At 66.7% G+C, this 14070-nt stretch carries 16 protein-coding genes; 7 read left to right on the forward strand and 9 right to left on the reverse strand.

The genetic code is table 11. The features are described from left to right. Positions 1–78: 78 nt before the first annotated feature. On the reverse strand, positions 79–300 hold the full coding sequence (locus NCCP691_RS16950) for a hypothetical protein (protein WP_220809744.1): 222 nt from the start codon (positions 298–300) through the stop codon (positions 79–81). A 262-nt stretch (positions 301–562) separates the two neighbouring features. Between NCCP691_RS16950 and NCCP691_RS16955 the strand changes: the two genes are divergently transcribed. Together NCCP691_RS16955 and NCCP691_RS16960 are read left to right on the forward strand one after the other, a co-directional pair. Next, positions 563–1696 (forward strand): ATP-grasp domain-containing protein, encoded by a 1134-nt coding sequence (locus tag NCCP691_RS16955; RefSeq protein WP_220809745.1) that lies wholly within the window; start codon positions 563–565, stop codon positions 1694–1696. A gap of 237 nt (positions 1697–1933) precedes the next feature. Continuing rightward, positions 1934–4264: a sensor domain-containing diguanylate cyclase gene (locus tag NCCP691_RS16960; RefSeq protein ID WP_220809746.1), complete on the forward strand. Its 2331-nt coding sequence runs from the start codon at positions 1934–1936 to the stop codon at positions 4262–4264. 27 nt (positions 4265–4291) lie between these two features. Here the strand turns inward: NCCP691_RS16960 and NCCP691_RS16965 are convergent, their stop codons facing one another. The 3 genes from NCCP691_RS16965 to NCCP691_RS16975 form a co-directional block, all read right to left on the reverse strand. Continuing rightward, the gene (locus NCCP691_RS16965) at positions 4292–4633 is read right to left on the reverse strand and encodes a hypothetical protein (protein WP_238482478.1); all 342 of its coding nucleotides are present in this window, start codon (positions 4631–4633) and stop codon (positions 4292–4294) included. Positions 4634–4672: 39 nt separating this feature from the next. Further along, positions 4673–5485, reverse strand: a complete 813-nt coding sequence (locus NCCP691_RS16970) for a DODA-type extradiol aromatic ring-opening family dioxygenase (RefSeq protein ID WP_220809747.1) — start codon at positions 5483–5485, stop codon at positions 4673–4675. A 67-nt stretch (positions 5486–5552) separates the two neighbouring features. Next, the gene (locus tag NCCP691_RS16975) at positions 5553–6407 is read right to left on the reverse strand and encodes an SDR family oxidoreductase (RefSeq protein WP_220809748.1); all 855 of its coding nucleotides are present in this window, start codon (positions 6405–6407) and stop codon (positions 5553–5555) included. Positions 6408–6528: 121 nt separating this feature from the next. Between NCCP691_RS16975 and NCCP691_RS16980 the strand changes: the two genes are divergently transcribed. Beyond that, complete coding sequence (locus tag NCCP691_RS16980) at positions 6529–7428, forward strand: LysR family transcriptional regulator (protein WP_220809749.1); 900 nt, start codon at positions 6529–6531, stop codon at positions 7426–7428. A gap of 161 nt (positions 7429–7589) precedes the next feature. Then, positions 7590–7790, forward strand: a complete 201-nt coding sequence (locus tag NCCP691_RS16985; RefSeq protein WP_220809750.1) for a hypothetical protein — start codon at positions 7590–7592, stop codon at positions 7788–7790. A 110-nt stretch (positions 7791–7900) separates the two neighbouring features. Here the strand turns inward: NCCP691_RS16985 and wrbA are convergent, their stop codons facing one another. Beyond that, entirely contained in the window at positions 7901–8500 is a 600-nt protein-coding gene (wrbA, locus tag NCCP691_RS16990; protein WP_220809751.1) for an NAD(P)H:quinone oxidoreductase, read from the reverse strand. Between the two features lie 218 nt (positions 8501–8718). Here wrbA and NCCP691_RS16995 point away from each other — a divergent pair, with 218 nt between their 5' ends. Further along, positions 8719–9624: a LysR family transcriptional regulator gene (locus tag NCCP691_RS16995; RefSeq protein WP_220809752.1), complete on the forward strand. Its 906-nt coding sequence runs from the start codon at positions 8719–8721 to the stop codon at positions 9622–9624. A 29-nt stretch (positions 9625–9653) separates the two neighbouring features. Here the strand turns inward: NCCP691_RS16995 and NCCP691_RS17000 are convergent, their stop codons facing one another. The 3 genes from NCCP691_RS17000 to NCCP691_RS17010 all read right to left on the reverse strand — a co-directional run bounded on the left by NCCP691_RS17000 (position 9654) and on the right by NCCP691_RS17010 (position 11928). Beyond that, positions 9654–10583 (reverse strand): LysR family transcriptional regulator, encoded by a 930-nt coding sequence (locus NCCP691_RS17000; protein WP_220809753.1) that lies wholly within the window; start codon positions 10581–10583, stop codon positions 9654–9656. Between the two features lie 135 nt (positions 10584–10718). Next, a complete protein-coding gene (locus NCCP691_RS17005; protein ID WP_220809754.1) occupies positions 10719–10982 on the reverse strand; it encodes a hypothetical protein in 264 nt (87 codons plus the stop codon). Continuing rightward, on the reverse strand, positions 10966–11928 hold the full coding sequence (locus NCCP691_RS17010) for an AraC family transcriptional regulator (RefSeq protein ID WP_220809755.1): 963 nt from the start codon (positions 11926–11928) through the stop codon (positions 10966–10968). Before NCCP691_RS17010 ends, NCCP691_RS17005 begins: the two co-directional genes overlap by 17 nt. A 298-nt stretch (positions 11929–12226) precedes the next feature. Between NCCP691_RS17010 and NCCP691_RS17015 the strand changes: the two genes are divergently transcribed. Both NCCP691_RS17015 and NCCP691_RS17020 read left to right on the forward strand, forming a co-directional pair. Continuing rightward, complete coding sequence (locus tag NCCP691_RS17015; protein WP_220809756.1) at positions 12227–12985, forward strand: SDR family oxidoreductase; 759 nt, start codon at positions 12227–12229, stop codon at positions 12983–12985. 39 nt (positions 12986–13024) lie between these two features. Continuing rightward, a complete protein-coding gene (locus NCCP691_RS17020) occupies positions 13025–13231 on the forward strand; it encodes a hypothetical protein (protein WP_220809757.1) in 207 nt (68 codons plus the stop codon). On the opposite strand, the gene NCCP691_RS17025 is transcribed toward NCCP691_RS17020, so the two are convergent. Further along, entirely contained in the window at positions 13228–14061 is an 834-nt protein-coding gene (locus NCCP691_RS17025) for a pseudouridine synthase (protein ID WP_220809758.1), read from the reverse strand. The two genes, NCCP691_RS17020 and NCCP691_RS17025, sit on opposite strands and share 4 nt — an antisense overlap. Positions 14062–14070 lie beyond the last annotated feature (9 nt).

Here is a 14070-nt window from a genome sequence, read left to right on the forward strand (position 1 = left end):
ACACTCTCATCATTCAACCGCTCGATGCATTGGCAGGGCGGGCTTGCCGGAATGGCGCCGACCAGGCCCAGGTCGCGATCATCTTGCCGGTGTGGCGGCCCCGGCCGACGGAGCACTGCCCGCCGGATTTCCCGAGCCCACGCCCATGCCGCTCCCCGGTACGGAGAGCGGCGAGCCCTGCGCATCGTTCGTGCCCTGCACCGAAGGGCGCTGCGGACTGGGCCGTATGCCTTCCCGCGAAATCATGCAGCCGCCGAGCAGCAGCGTGACGAGCATCAACAGTAACGGGCGCGATGGCATGGGGCCTCCTGCAGGGTGATGCGGGTTTGGACCGCCTTTTTCAGGGCGCCGTTCTTGCGGCTCGCAATGTTTCTCCCGGCACATGCAGTGAGTACCAACGAGAGGATGCGGGGTTGAGCGAAATCACGCCAGCCCGACTTTCTCTGCGCGAAGTGTTTTGCTTTTAACAACGATCAAATAGATTGACGCCTTGGTTTTCGAATCCCGGTGACTAGCCGGCAAATGCTTGCCCCTCGGGCAGGCCGTATTGGAGACAAGAAGAATGCAAAGCTTTGTCGTAATGGGCGGTTGCAATACCCTGGTGCCGCAAGTGCTGATGGCCTTGCGCAGCGCCGGCGATTTCAGATGCACCGTGCTCGGCGGACCGAACACGCGCAAGCTGCGCTTTTCCGCGTTGTGCAAGGACATGGTCGAGATCGATTTCGAGCGGCCGGACGATGAGCAGCTGTTGCGTCAGCTGAAGCGCATCGCGGAGCGCGAGCCCCACGCCACGCTGGTGCCCGTCGACTGCGCGAGCATGCGCATGATCAGCCGCGTGCGCGACGAGCTGCCATTCAGGACCATCCCCTTGCCCGATGTCGAGCTGATGGACATGTTCGACGACAAATGGCGGTTCTTCCAGTTCTGCAAGGCCCATGGGCTGAGCGTGCCCGAGACCCTCTACATCGGACGCAAGGAAGACCTCGACTACGGACGCATCGCTGCCCGGCTCGGCGTGCCCTTCATCCTCAAGCCGAGCAACGAGGCGGGATCCACCGGGGTGCAGGTGATACAGGGCGAGGATGATTTGCGGCGCCTGCTCGACGATGCGGATTACCGTTACCGCACCCTGGTGGCGCAGCGCTATGTCGCCGGCACCGATGTCTGCATCGACCTGTTCGCGCTGCGCGGCACGATCAGGGCGCTTGCCTTGCGCCGGCGGGAAGGGGCGAAGATGTGCTTCTTCGACAATGAGCAGATGCGCATGCTGGCCCATCGCATCGTGGCCGCCAGCGCATACAACGGCGTGATGAACCTGGATGCGCGCATCGAGCACGACAGCGGCAGGGTCTACCTGATCGAATCCAATCCGCGCTACTGGGCCACGCTGACCGCATCGGTCGGCGCGGGGCTCAATTTCGTCGCCCAGAGCATCTCGCCGCCCGCCGAGGACGCGCCGATGTCGATGCTGACGCAGGGCGAATTCCTCACCCGCCATCCGCTCACATCCCCGTCCGCCTGGCTGCCCATGCTGTTCGACCAGGGCGCGCACGGCCGGCTGCTGCGGGCGAAGATGGCGGACATGCAGGGCCTGAGTCTCGCGGTGAAGTCTCTTGCCGTCAAATCGCTGCGCGTACTGCCTCAGCTGTTCACCCGCGCGCGCGCCAAGGAGTTGTACACGATACAGCGCCGGTGACGGCCGGACAGGGGTGTCACGTCCCCTCGTCGTCCCGCCTGGTCCGCCCATGAGCCTCGGCAGCGCGGTGTGAGATTTCGCGCGTCGCGCCGCCGGGCGAGCATTTCGTCGGCGATGCAATTCAACCACATAGCCTGCCAAAGTTGACCTGGATCAAGGGCGCGCGTAACTTGCTTTGGTGAAATTGCCGCTCCTGATACGTGGCACACTCTGGATCCCCGGGTGCCGACAAATGCAATGCGCACCCTCTCCCTCCGAATTGTCATTCTCATATTCGTCTCGATTCTTATCGCGCCCGCGCTCATCCTTGCGTCCGTGATCGCGGATGACGCCGCGGCGGATCTCGAGGCGGCCGAGCGCAGTGCGGCCCTGCATATCGCCCGCGGCATCACCGCCCTCAATGCGGAAGTGGTGCGCACGACGCGCGGCGTGCTGGCGGCGTTCTCGCACATGCCCGCGATGACGGGCGCGGACTGGGATAGCTGCAACAGGACGCTGGCGGCCGCGATGCGGGATCAGGCATACAAGGCATACACCGGCTTCGGCGTGTTCTCGCTGAATGGCGACCTGGTGTGCGACAGCGAACCCGTTTCCGGCATCAACGTCGCCGACCGGGCCTGGTTCAAAGCCACCCGCCGCGCGGATGATTTCGCGAATGGCGGCTATGTGATCGGCCGTTCTTCGGGGCTGCCGATCCTGCCGTTCGGGCATCCGGTGCGCGATGCGAGCGGCAAGACCGTCGCCATTCTGCTTGGCGCGATCAAGCTGGACTGGCTGGAAGAGAGCATCAAGACCACGCAGGAGTACAGCAACGCGATCATCCGCGTGCTTGACGCCGAGGGGCGGGTGCTCGCCCATGCGCCGAGCGACAGCAAACGGGTCGGCGCGGTGATGGCGCTGCCCGATGAGGTCCGCTCGCCGGAGGCGGCCGGAGAAGGATTCGTCAGCCTCGTCGACCTGGACGGAGAACGGCGCCTTTTTGCCTACGCGCGCATGACCGAGACGGGCGGAACCGTCCTGACCGCCGTCGGTACGGGCAGCGCGTCGGCCGGCGCCGTGGCGCCCACCGCGCTGCTGTGGCTGATCCTCGTCTTCGTCGCCGCGTTCGCGGGCACGTGGTGGGGCTTCTCCTTCCTCAGCCGTCCGATTCATCAGCTGCTGAACGCCACCCGCCTCGTCGGCCAGGGCGAGGCGGTGAGCTTTGGACAAATCACGCATGTGAAGGAGTTTCAGGAAGTCGCCGTCGCCTTCGACAGCATGAGCAGCCTGATCGCGAGCCGTGAGCAGGCATTGCGCGACAGTCGCAACGAAGTCAGGCTGCTGCTCGAATCCGTGGGCGAAGGCGTGTTCGGCGTCGACCCCGAGGGACGCATCAGCTTCGCCAATCCCGAGGCCCTGCGCCTGACCGGCTACAGCACCGCGGAGCTGGTCGGCAAGGACATGCATGAGACCATCCACCACGCGTCCGAAGACGGACGGGAACAGCCGCGCCAGGCATGCGCCATTCTTGCCTGTCTCGGGAGCGGGAGGTCCGCCAGGGTGACATCCGATGTCTTCTGGCGGCGGGACGGGAGCAGCTTCAGGGTCGAATACTCGATCAACCTCGTCGAAAGCGAGGGCAAGGTCCGCGGCGCGGTGATCGTGTTCCGCGACGTGACCGACCTGCGCCAGGCCGAAGAGCGCCGGCGCCAGTCCGAGGCGAGGTTCCGCGTCATCTTCAACTCCGCCGGCGACCCGATGTTCGTGCACCGGCTGGATGGGCGCCTGGTCGAAGCCAACAGCGCCGCCCAGGCCCTGCTGGGATTCACCGCGGCCAGCTCCTTCGGCGGCGACGCGCTGAACGACCGGGGGATGTTCAGGGCGCAGTATCACGACAGGCTGAACGTGCTGAAGTCGGCGGGGACGATTGCATTCGAAGCGTCCTGCACGTCGGCGACCGGCGCCGCGATCGTCCTCGAGATCACCGCCCACCTGACCGACTACGATGGCGCGCTCGCCGTCATCAGCGTCGCGAGAGACGTCACCGACCGCAAGCTCGCCGAGTCGCAGATCAGGCGGCTGGCGCTCTTCGACAACCTGACCGGCCTGCCGAATCGCGCCCTGACGACCGAACGCCTGGTCTCGGCCATTTCCCTGTGCTGCAGGAGCGACAAGCCCGTCTGCGTCTTCTTCATGGATCTCGACCGCTTCAAGGCCGTCAACGACAGCCTCGGCCACGACGCCGGCGACGAACTGCTCCGGCAGGTGGCGAGCCGGCTGACCGGATGCCTGCGCGCGGGAGACACGGTCGGACGCCTCGGCGGCGACGAGTTTGTCGCGGTGCTGCCGGAGATGCTCAACCTGCATGCGGCGGAAGCATTGGCCCGGAAAATCCTCGTCACCATCGGCCGGCCCTTCTCGCTGGAGAAGGGCGAGGTTTCGGTGGGGATCAGCATCGGCATTGCCTTTTATCCCGGCAATGGCGGCAGCGCCGAAACATTACTGAAAGAGGCCGACAAGGCGCTTTACCAGGCCAAGCGCAGCGGACGGAACACCTGGGCGGTGTCGACCGCCGTCGAGCTGAGCTGACAGGTCATGGGCGCGGGCCGACCGCGCTCAGGCCGGGTCGCCGGAGGCGAGTGCCGCGTACCAGTCGGCGTAGGGCGTGTTGGCCGCCAGCCGGCGATTGAAGTCGGGCGCGCCGTCGGTCCACCACACCGGCCCCCTTTCTCCCAGCGCGTGCTTGGCCGCATCGACTGCCGCACGCGCGCGGCGCTCCGCTTCGGCATCGCCTGCCTTGAGGGCGATCCCGACCTGCCTGCGCGCGTGCATCAGCCGGTCGACCAGTGCCTGCCGTTCTTCCGGCGCGAGCGCGGGATTGCTCATGCGCCAGAGCCGGCCGTTCACGACGAAGTAGCGTCCGTCCGGCGTGACAGGATGTTTTCGGGTGGCTGACATGCGCCTACTATACCCAAGGCTGCCCAGGCCTTCCGGCCGTCACGCCGCCGCCGCGCCGAACTCGTAGGACGCCATCGGCACCTTCATCGCGTGATCGATGAACAGGGCGCGCCCGGTGTGCTCTCCGGCCGCCCCGGCCACCACCATCAGCGGCACGAGATGGTCTTCGCGTGGATGGGCGAGACGCGCACCGGGGCCGTTCTCCCAGTGCACCAGCATGTCGTTCCGCGCGGCCGCGCTTTTCTGGCTGATCGCGCGGTTCAGATAGGCTTCGAACGCTTCGGCCACCGGCGTCGATTCGTCGCGGCCGAAACCGCGCATGTTGTGATAGGTCAGGCCGCTGCCGATGATCAGTATGCCCTCGTCGCGCAGCGGCGCGAGGGCCTGGCCTGCCCGGATATGCTCCGCCGCGTCATAGCCGGACCTGAGCGACAGCATGACGACGGGCACGTCGGCCTGCGGGTACATCAGGCTCAGCGGCACGAACACGCCGTGGTCGAACCCGCGCGCCGCATCTTCGCTCACCCCGAGGCCGGAGGACGACAACAAATCTTTCACCCGGGCCGCGAGCGCGGGCGCGCCGGGCGCAGGGTAGCTGATGTGGTAGGTATGCTCGGGAAAGCCGTAATAGTCGTACTCCATCGGCGGCCGCTCGGCGGTCGAGACGGTGAAGTCCGGCGCCTCCCAGTGGCCCGAGATCGCCAGTATCGCCTTCGGCCGCGACGGCAGCCGTGCGGGCAGGGCGGCGAACTCGGCGGCGGTGCGCGCGAACATCGGCCGCATGGACTCGACATACGGCCATGGTCCGCCGCCATGAGAAAGAAAGTACACCGGTAATCTTGATGCATTCATGATGTTTCCTTGCGCGGGGCGCGCCCGTGCCGGCACGCGCCGTTTCCGCGATACCGCGATACGTCGGCTATTGCCCGAGCGCGGCCTTCAGCAGCACGGCTCGAGGCGTGGTGGGGCGCCCGATGAGCGTGCTCAGCTGGCGGCTGTCGTCGAACAGCCCGCCCCTGGCGGCGCCCGCATCCGATTCGGCCAGCAGCGTCGCCAGTCCATCCGGCAGTCCGGCCTGCACCAGCGCCGCCCGGAAGGCCGCCTCGGGAAGATTGTCATAGGCTACCGCCTTTCCCGACGCGCGTGCGATGTCGGCGGCGAATTCGCCCAGCGTATAGGCCTCGTCGCCGGCCAGTTCATACACCCGCCCCGCCTGGTCGTCCCGTGTCAGCACCGCGGCCGCCGCATGCGCATAGTCTTCGCGCGCTGCGGAAGAGATCCTGCCTTCTCCCGCCGCGCCGAACAGGGCGCCCAGCTTCAGCGCCGTCGGCACGCCCGCCAGATAATTCTCGGTGTACCAGCCATTGCGCAGCAGTACATGGGGAATGCCCGAGGCGCGCAGCATGGCTTCGGTCTCCTTGTGCTCGGCCGCGAGGGGGAGCGGCGAGCTGTCCGCGTGCAGGATGCTGGTGTAGGCGATGAGGCCGACCCCGGCGCGTCTCGCGGCGTCGATCACCGCGCGGTGCTGGACGGCGCGCCGGCCCACCTCGCTGGACGAGATGAGCAGCAGCCTGTCGACGCCCTCGAAGGCGGTCGCAAGCGTCTCCGGCCGGTCGTAATCCGCCTGTCTCACCTGTACGCCCGCGGCCGCGAGGTCGGCGACCTTCGCGGGATCGCGCACCGCGGCGACGATCTCGCCCGCGGGGAGTTTTTCCAGCAGCTTCTTGATCACGAGTCGGCCCAGCTGGCCGGATGCGCCGGTAATGGCAAGCATGAAGTGCTCCTTCAAAGGGTTGGGGTGGAACTTGCGCATACTGTAAGTGCGCGTCGCGCCTTGCACTAGATGGTAAAGTAGGGAAACACTGTGCAACCGGATGGACAATCAAGGAGAGTCGATGGATCTCGACGCCGTCGCCGTATTCGTCAGGGTGGTCGAGGCAGGAAGTTTTTCCGCCGCCGCGAGACTGATGAAGATGCCGAAGACCACGGTCAGCGCCAAGGTGGCCGCGCTGGAGAAGCGGCTGGGCATCGGACTGCTGCACCGGACCACGCGCAAGCTGAACATGACGCCGGCGGGCGAGCGCTATTACCGGCACTGCGCTAAGGCGGTGCATGAGATCGAACTCGGCGAGTCGGCGCTGCTTTCGGTGCGCGACCGTCCGAGCGGCCTGCTGCGCGTGACCGCGCCGATCGACCTCGGTCACACGCTGCTGCCGAAGGTCGCCCGCGCCTACCTCGACAGCTACCCGGATACCCGCGTCGAGATGCTGCTGTCCAACCGGCTCTTCGACCTCGTCGGCGAAGGCATCGACCTCGCGATCCGCGTCGGCCATCTCAAGGATTCCTCGATGATCGCGAGGCGCTACTTCGACCTGTCCATGCATCTCTGGGCCTCGCCCCGCTACCTGAAGGCGGCCGGCATGCCGCGCCACCCGAAGGACCTCGCGGCACACCGTTGCGTTACCTATGCGGGCATGGATCCGGTGCGCCTGACGCGCGCGACAAGAGGCAAGGCCGAGGCAAAAGCGTCCATGCCCTCACGCATGGTGGTCGACGATTTCGAGGCCATCAAGGCGATGCTGATACTGGGCGAAGGCATAGGCCTGCTGCCCGATTTCCTTGCGGCGGATGCCGCGACCTCGGGTGCGCTGGTGCCGGTGCTCGCCGACTGGAAGCTCAAGGCCGGCGGCGGCTTCACTTTCGTTTATCCGGGCGGGAAGTATGCGTCCCCGAATGTGCAAGCCTTCATCGACACCGCGCTTGCGTTGCTCGGCGAGGATGGCGGACGGACCTGATATCGCCGCGCCGCGAAGGGCGATGAAGATGGCGACCGGCAAGACCGTCGGGATGGGCCAGGCACGCTGTGCGCGGGCGGCGCTGCTGTTATCATGCCCGCAGGCTTCGCGCGCACGCGCTCGCGTGCGACGACAATCATCACCGAGAGTCAGGAAATTTGATGTCCAAGAAGGAAAAGCTCGATCCCGAAACCGCCGCCCTGATTCAGTGGTGTACCGAAGTGGAAGGTTTTCTGGTCGCCGGCGGCGCCACGCTGGACCAGGCGCAGGAGCATATCGAGGAAAACGTCGAGTGGTTCACCGACATGTTCTATGACGGCCTGTCGCCGGAACAGGCGGCGAAGGCGGCGCTGAACGACTAGCGATTCGACCGGGGCGCGCGCTTCACGCGCCGCCCCTGTGCCGCAATCTCCATGCGGCGGGCAGGCCCCTCGTGCACGCACGTGCCGCGGGGCCTGCCCGCCCGCAAGCATCAGCCGAAGAGCTTCGCAGCCGTGCGGGCGACGAGTTCGCCCTGGTGACGCGCGCCGGCGAGTTCGATCTCGCTCGGCTGGCGGCTGCCGTCTCCGCCCGCGATCGTGGTCGCGCCGTACGGTGCGCCGCCGACGATCTCGCTCACGCTCATCTGACCCTGGAAGCTGTAAGGCAGGCCGACGACCGTCATGCCGAAATGCAGGAGGTTCGTGATGATGGAGAACAGCGTGGTTTCCTGGCCGCCGTGCTGCGTCGCGCTGGAAGCGAAAGCGGCGCCGACCTTGCCGTTGAGCGCGCCGCGTGCCCACAGGCCGCCGGTCTGGTCGAGGAAGGCGGCCATCTGCGAACTCATGCGTCCATAGCGCGTGCCGGTGCCGACGATGATCGCGTCATAGTTCTCCAGGTCGGCGACCTGCGCCACCGGCGCGGCCTGATCCAGCTTGAAGTGGGCCTTGCGCGCGATATCTTCCGGCACCGTCTCCGGGACGCGCTTGATGTCGACCTGCGCGCCCGTGCTGCGGGCGCCTTCTGCGATGGCCTCTGCCATTTTCTCGATGTGGCCGTAGGAGGAATAGTAGAGAACGAGAACCTTTGCCATTGAAGCTCCTGTTAATGCTGCATGTTGATGCCGCGGTGTCGCAGCAGTGTGAAAATCGGACGGCCCCGGTCCGTCAGGGGCGGCGCCTGCGGGCGCGGCAGGCTTGTTGTATATTTCTCGTGCATCGCAACATTCCCCCGCAGCACCCGATCCTAGCTTCCTTACCCGAAAGCGGGAATATATTTTTCTTCGATAGCTCCTATCCGGAGGACCGATAGATGTTAGACGGCATGTCCATGGACCAGTTGCGAACATTCATCGCTGCGGCGGAGGAAGGCAGCTTTTCGGCTGCGGCGAGGAAGCTGCGAAGGGCGCAGTCGGTGGTCAGCCAGACCGTCGCCAATCTCGAATACCAGGTCGGTCTTCCGCTGTTCGTGCGGGCCGGACGCGCGCCCCGTCTTACCGAGGTCGGCAAGGTCCTGCTGACGGAAGCCCGCGCGGCGGTCGCCTGCATGGATGGATTCAAGGCGAGGGCGAGGGCGCTCGCCGAGGGCCTGGAGCCCGAGCTGTCGGTGGCGGTCGATGTCATGTACCCGATCAAGGCGCTCACCCGCGCCGTCGGCGAATTCCACAAGGCCTTCCCGCAAACGCCCCTGCGGCTGTACGTGGAAGCGCTGGGCGCGGTGCTGCAGCCGGTACTCGACGGCCACTGCCGCGTCGGCATCATCGGCTCGCTGCCGGAAGTGCCCGAGGCCTGCGGCTCCGAGTACCTGACGCGGGTGCCGGCCGTCACCGTGGTCGCGCCTGCGCATCCGCTGGCCGCCCTGCGCGGCCCGGTGCCGCATTCGGTGCTCGAGGAGCATGTGCAGCTCGTTCTCACCGACCGCTCCTCGCGTACCGAGGGACGCAGCTTCGGCGTTCTCTCGGACCGCTCCTGGCGGCTGGCCGACCTCGGCGCCAAGCATGCCTTCCTGCTCGCCGGGCTCGGCTGGGGCCACATGCCCGAACCCATGGTGCGCGACGATATCCTCGGCAACCGCCTGGTGCGTCTCGAGCCCGAGCCGCATCCCTCGGTCGGCTCCGCCTTTTCGATGCACGCCATCTACCGCAACGACATGCCGCCCGGGCCCGCCGGCCGCTGGTTCATACAGACGCTCAAGCAGGAGCGGGAAATCGCCGCCTGAGCGCTGCGCCGGCGCGAACGCCGGCTTCCTCAGCGGCCGGGCGGCGGCCGCCTCGACTTGAACGATGACTGGTTCTGGAACAGTTCGATCAGCCAGTCCACGAATACCCGCACGCGCGCGCTCAGGTGGCGATTGGGCGCATAGACGACCGACATGGAGATCGGCGCCGCCTGCCATTCGGCGAGCACGGGCTGCAGCAGTCCGGCCTCGACCTGGGGCTGGGCGATGAAGGCCGGCAGGTGGACGATGCCCAGGCCCGCCATGCCCGCCGAGAGCAGGGCATTGCCGTCGTTGACCGACACGAAGTGGCGCCCGCGGACCACGATCTGCTCGCCGTCCCGTGACAGTTCGACCGGAAGATGGCGTCCGCTGGCGAAGGAGTACTTGACCAGCAGATGGTCTTCTTCCAGTTCCGCCGGATGCGTCGGCGTGCCGTGCTGCTTCAGATAGGCGGGCGCGGCGCAGGTGATGAAGGAAAAGTCGCCGAGGGGACGGGCCACCAGCGACGGATCGGTGATCTTCCCGGCGCGGATCACGCAGTCGACGCGGTCGGCGATGAAGTCCGAGGGCCGGTCGCTGACGCCGATGTCGAGCTGCAGATCCGGATAGCGCGCCTGGAAGCTGGGCAGGGCCGGGATGACCAGCAGCGTGGCGGTGGCCGACGCCATGTCCACCCTCAGCCGGCCGCGGGGCCGCGATTGCGCATGCGCGAGTTCGGCCTCCACCTCCTGCCACTCCTCGAGCAGCCGCGCCATGCGCTCATAGTACGCGGCGCCGTCGTTGGTCAGGGACACGCGGCGCGTCGTCCGGTTGAGCAGCCTCGTGCGCAGGTGCGCCTCGAGCGACTGCACCAGCTTGGTCACGGTATTGCGCGGCAAGTGCAGCGAGTCGGCTGCCTTGACGAAGCTTGCGGTTTCCGCCACCCGCGCGAACGCGCGCACCGCGTTGAAGTAATCCATCCCCGTCCCCCTTTCAGAAGTAAGCGGAGATTATCACCAAAACAGGAATGCTGCGGGAGCGCTTCCAGCATTTATCCGGCCGGGGCATACAGCTAGGATGCAGCCCTGAACGTCGCACGCCTGCACGCGGGCGCCCTAGTGCAGGCGCACCAGGGTGGATTCCCTCAGGTAGAGACAGCCCGGCGCGAGCGCGGCCGAGGTGCGCAGGCCGGTATCGCCGTCGATCAGCACCAGCCGGCGATGCCGGAGCAGGTAGCGGCCCGCGTAGCGCGTTCCCGGAAAGACGTGCGTCTCGGTGAAATACCCGTGCCGCAGGTCCAGCCGCAGCGAGCCGTCGACGCTGATCCAGCTGCCGTCTACCTGGCACTCGTGCTCGGCATGTTTACTGGACGGTGACATAGGCGGAAACGGTGCTGTGCGAAGACACCAGGAGCGCGTTCTTCATCGCCAGTGCTTCCTCGAGCGGCGGCCTGCCGAAGAAGCGCTTGAACTCGCGGCTGAACTGCGAGGCGCTCTCGTAGCCGACCCTGACGGCGGCGGTGGAGGCATTGATGCCGTCCTGGACCATCAGCAGGCGCGCCTTGTGCAGGCGCACCGTCTTCAGGTACTGGATGGGCGAGGTGCCGGTGACCGCCTTGAAGCTCGCATGGAATGCCGCCACGCTCATGCCGGCCTCGTCGGCCAGCGTGTCGACGTCGAGATCGCCCGCGTAATCCGCATGGATGCGGCGCAGCGCGCGGTTGATCTTGGCGTGATAGCTCTGGTGGTTGAGCGCGGCGCGGATCGCCGGCCCCTGTTCGCTCGTCAGCGCGCGGAAATAGATTTCGCGCAGGATGGCGGCGCCGAGCGCGCGTGACTCGAGCGGCGAGCCGAGTGCTTCGACGAGGCGCAGCACGGCATCGGTCAGCTTGTCGTCGAGGCGGGTGGAGCAGATGCCGACCGCGCTCTCGCCGCGCAGCGCGGCGGCGGCGTCGAGGGTAACCAGCAGCTCCGCGATCACGGTCAGGTCGAGCGGAATCTGCACCGCGAGCATCGGGTCTTCCGGGGTCGCGATCGTTTCGCTTTCGAAGGGAAGCGGCACCGACAGGACGAGAAACTGCTGGGCGTCGTAGTTGTACACGCTGTCGCCGATGAAGCCGCGCTTCTTGCCCGACACGACGACCACGATGCTGGGTTCGTAGAGGACAGGGGTGCGCGCGATGTCGCGGTCCGAGCGCATCAGCTTGACGCCGTCGATCGCCGTCAGGGTGTAGCCCTCGTTCGGGGCCAGCGTCTTGATCAGCTCGGCCATCCTGTGCTGCTTGTCGCGCGACTTGTCGTACAGGGGGATGTGTTCCGTTGTCATTTTTCGAGCTCCTGAAACATGTTCCCCGAGCCTAGTCGATGCCGAAGGCGGCGTCCACAAGGCAAGAGAATCAGGCAATAGATATCGAGGAATGGGCGAGAACAGGCAATGCCGGCATACATGACATGGTAGCGCGGCAAGGCATTCCATGCAGGAGCGCCGCGTGCGCGCGCGGTGGCGTCTTGTAGGAAAAGGCAAGGATCATGGAAGAAGCGCCATTTCCGGCAACGCCTGCCGGACCTAGACTTCCAGGCATCGGAGCAACGCTTGTTCAACCAACGAGAGGAAAGGAAAGACCATGAACGCATCCATTCAACAATTCCCCGGCATCGAAGGCAAGGTCGTCGTCATCACCGGCGCCAGCAGCGGAATCGGCGAGGCGACCGCCCGTCACCTGGCATCGCTCGGCGCGCGCGTCATGCTCGGCGCCCGCCGCACCGAACGCCTCGAACAGCTCGCGGCCGAGATCCGGGCCGTCGGCGGCGCGGTGCATTTCGCGCGGCTCGACGTGACCGACCTGGAGGATGTCCGCCGCTTCGTCGCCCTGGCCAACACGACCTTCGGCCGCGTCGATGTCATCCTCAACAACGCCGGCGTCATGCCGCTGTCGAAGCTCGAGGCGCTCAAGGTCGACGAGTGGAACCGCATGATCGACGTGAACATCCGCGGCGTCCTGCACGGCATCGCTGCCGCCCTGCCGGTGATGCAGGCCCAGGGCAGCGGCCAGGTCATCAACATGGCATCGATCGGCGCGCATGCGGTCAGCCCCACCGCGGCGGTCTACTGCGCGACGAAATATGCGGTATGGGCGATTTCCGAAGGCCTGCGCCAGGAAGCGGGGCCGAATCTCCGGGTCACCGTGATCTGCCCGGGCGTGACCGAGTCCGAACTCGCCGACTCGATTTCCGATGAACAGGGCCGTGCCGAGATGAAGGAGTTCCGCCGCATCGCCATCGGCCCGGATGCCATCGCCCGCGCGGTCGCCTATGCCATCGCCCAGCCTGCGGACGTGGACGTGAGCGAGATCATCGTCCGTCCCACCGCGAGCATTTACTGAAAAGCCGGCGACGACGCCGCACGCAAGCAAGGAACCGCCATGAGGACACCGATGCTGTTTCCGCACGAGAGAGAGGCGCTGATCGCCGCGCTCAGGCGCGATCTTCAGCGGGAGAGCTTTCGCATGCTCGCCAGCGCGGAACGCAGGGAGCTTCATGGGGCCAACGTGCGGATGGTGATCCGTCTGCTCGAACTCTTCGGGCAGACGGAGCGGCACCTGCCGTCCGATGCGGAGCAGGGCGGCTAGGGACGGTCCGGCCGGGGCGGGGGCGCCGCGTCGCGGCACAGCCCGGCAATGGCGCCGCCGTCGCCGAAGATGCCGAGCACCTGCATGAAACTCGCCTCCGGCTCGGCGTACAGGTGCAGCGGCTCGCCGGTGGCCGGATGAGAGAACTGCAAGCGGATGGCCGCGAGCATCAGCCGGCCCTGGCCGAAGCGCTGCGCGAAATAGCGGTTGTGCCGGCCGCGCCCGTGGTTGGCGTCGCCGATGATCGGGTGGCTGATGTGTTTCATGTGGCGCCGCAACTGGTGCTTGCGTCCGGTTTCCGGATACAGGGCAAGCAGGCTGTAGCGGCTGGTCTCATGGCCTTCGATCGTCACCGGGATCTCGGTGGTCGCCAGGCGCCGGTAGCGCGTGCGCGCCTCGCGCAGCGGCATGATGTCGTCTTTGCGGCGGCGGTCTTCCGGCTCGTCGCGCAGCGGATGGTCGATCAGGCCGGCTTCCGGCGTCCAGCCGCGGACCATCGCCAGGTAGGTCTTGCGGACTTCGCCGGCCATCATGGCGCGGCCCAGCCTGCTCGCCGTCGCCGGGTCGCGGGCGAACACCAGCAGTCCCGAGGTCGGGCGGTCCAGCCGGTGCGCCGGGTACACGTGGCCGCCGCCATTCATCGCCCGCGCGTACTGCAGCGCGAACTCGGTCTCGTGATGATCGATGGGGCTGCGGTGGACCAGCAGGCCGGCCGGCTTGTGCACGACCAGCAGCCACTCGTCGCTGTACACGTGGACCAGCGGATTCCTGGTGTCGGCGGGGCGGGGCATCGTCTCGTCGATGCCCGCGAGGTCGGAAAGATCGGTCATAGGCGACGG

The sequence above is a fragment of the Noviherbaspirillum aridicola genome, assembly GCF_019656455.1.
GTDB classification, from domain to species: Bacteria; Pseudomonadota; Gammaproteobacteria; order Burkholderiales; family Burkholderiaceae_D; genus Noviherbaspirillum; species Noviherbaspirillum aridicola.

What these genes read in the sequence shown, in the direction of transcription:
- NCCP691_RS16950 (WP_220809744.1), bottom strand. Translation starts at nt 300, where the DNA reads ATGCCATCGCGCCCGTTACTGTTGATGCTCGTCACGCTGCTGCTCGGC.
- NCCP691_RS16955 (WP_220809745.1), top strand. Translation starts at nt 563, where the DNA reads ATGCAAAGCTTTGTCGTAATGGGCGGTTGCAATACCCTGGTGCCGCAA.
- NCCP691_RS16960 (WP_220809746.1), top strand. Translation starts at nt 1,934, where the DNA reads ATGCGCACCCTCTCCCTCCGAATTGTCATTCTCATATTCGTCTCGATT.
- NCCP691_RS16965 (WP_238482478.1), bottom strand. Translation starts at nt 4,633, where the DNA reads ATGTCAGCCACCCGAAAACATCCTGTCACGCCGGACGGACGCTACTTC.
- NCCP691_RS16970 (WP_220809747.1), bottom strand. Translation starts at nt 5,485, where the DNA reads ATGAATGCATCAAGATTACCGGTGTACTTTCTTTCTCATGGCGGCGGA.
- NCCP691_RS16975 (WP_220809748.1), bottom strand. Translation starts at nt 6,407, where the DNA reads ATGCTTGCCATTACCGGCGCATCCGGCCAGCTGGGCCGACTCGTGATC.
- NCCP691_RS16980 (WP_220809749.1), top strand. Translation starts at nt 6,529, where the DNA reads ATGGATCTCGACGCCGTCGCCGTATTCGTCAGGGTGGTCGAGGCAGGA.
- NCCP691_RS16985 (WP_220809750.1), top strand. Translation starts at nt 7,590, where the DNA reads ATGTCCAAGAAGGAAAAGCTCGATCCCGAAACCGCCGCCCTGATTCAG.
- wrbA (WP_220809751.1), bottom strand. Translation starts at nt 8,500, where the DNA reads ATGGCAAAGGTTCTCGTTCTCTACTATTCCTCCTACGGCCACATCGAG.
- NCCP691_RS16995 (WP_220809752.1), top strand. Translation starts at nt 8,719, where the DNA reads ATGTTAGACGGCATGTCCATGGACCAGTTGCGAACATTCATCGCTGCG.
- NCCP691_RS17000 (WP_220809753.1), bottom strand. Translation starts at nt 10,583, where the DNA reads ATGGATTACTTCAACGCGGTGCGCGCGTTCGCGCGGGTGGCGGAAACC.
- NCCP691_RS17005 (WP_220809754.1), bottom strand. Translation starts at nt 10,982, where the DNA reads ATGTCACCGTCCAGTAAACATGCCGAGCACGAGTGCCAGGTAGACGGC.
- NCCP691_RS17010 (WP_220809755.1), bottom strand. Translation starts at nt 11,928, where the DNA reads ATGACAACGGAACACATCCCCCTGTACGACAAGTCGCGCGACAAGCAG.
- NCCP691_RS17015 (WP_220809756.1), top strand. Translation starts at nt 12,227, where the DNA reads ATGAACGCATCCATTCAACAATTCCCCGGCATCGAAGGCAAGGTCGTC.
- NCCP691_RS17020 (WP_220809757.1), top strand. Translation starts at nt 13,025, where the DNA reads ATGAGGACACCGATGCTGTTTCCGCACGAGAGAGAGGCGCTGATCGCC.
- NCCP691_RS17025 (WP_220809758.1), bottom strand. Translation starts at nt 14,061, where the DNA reads ATGACCGATCTTTCCGACCTCGCGGGCATCGACGAGACGATGCCCCGC.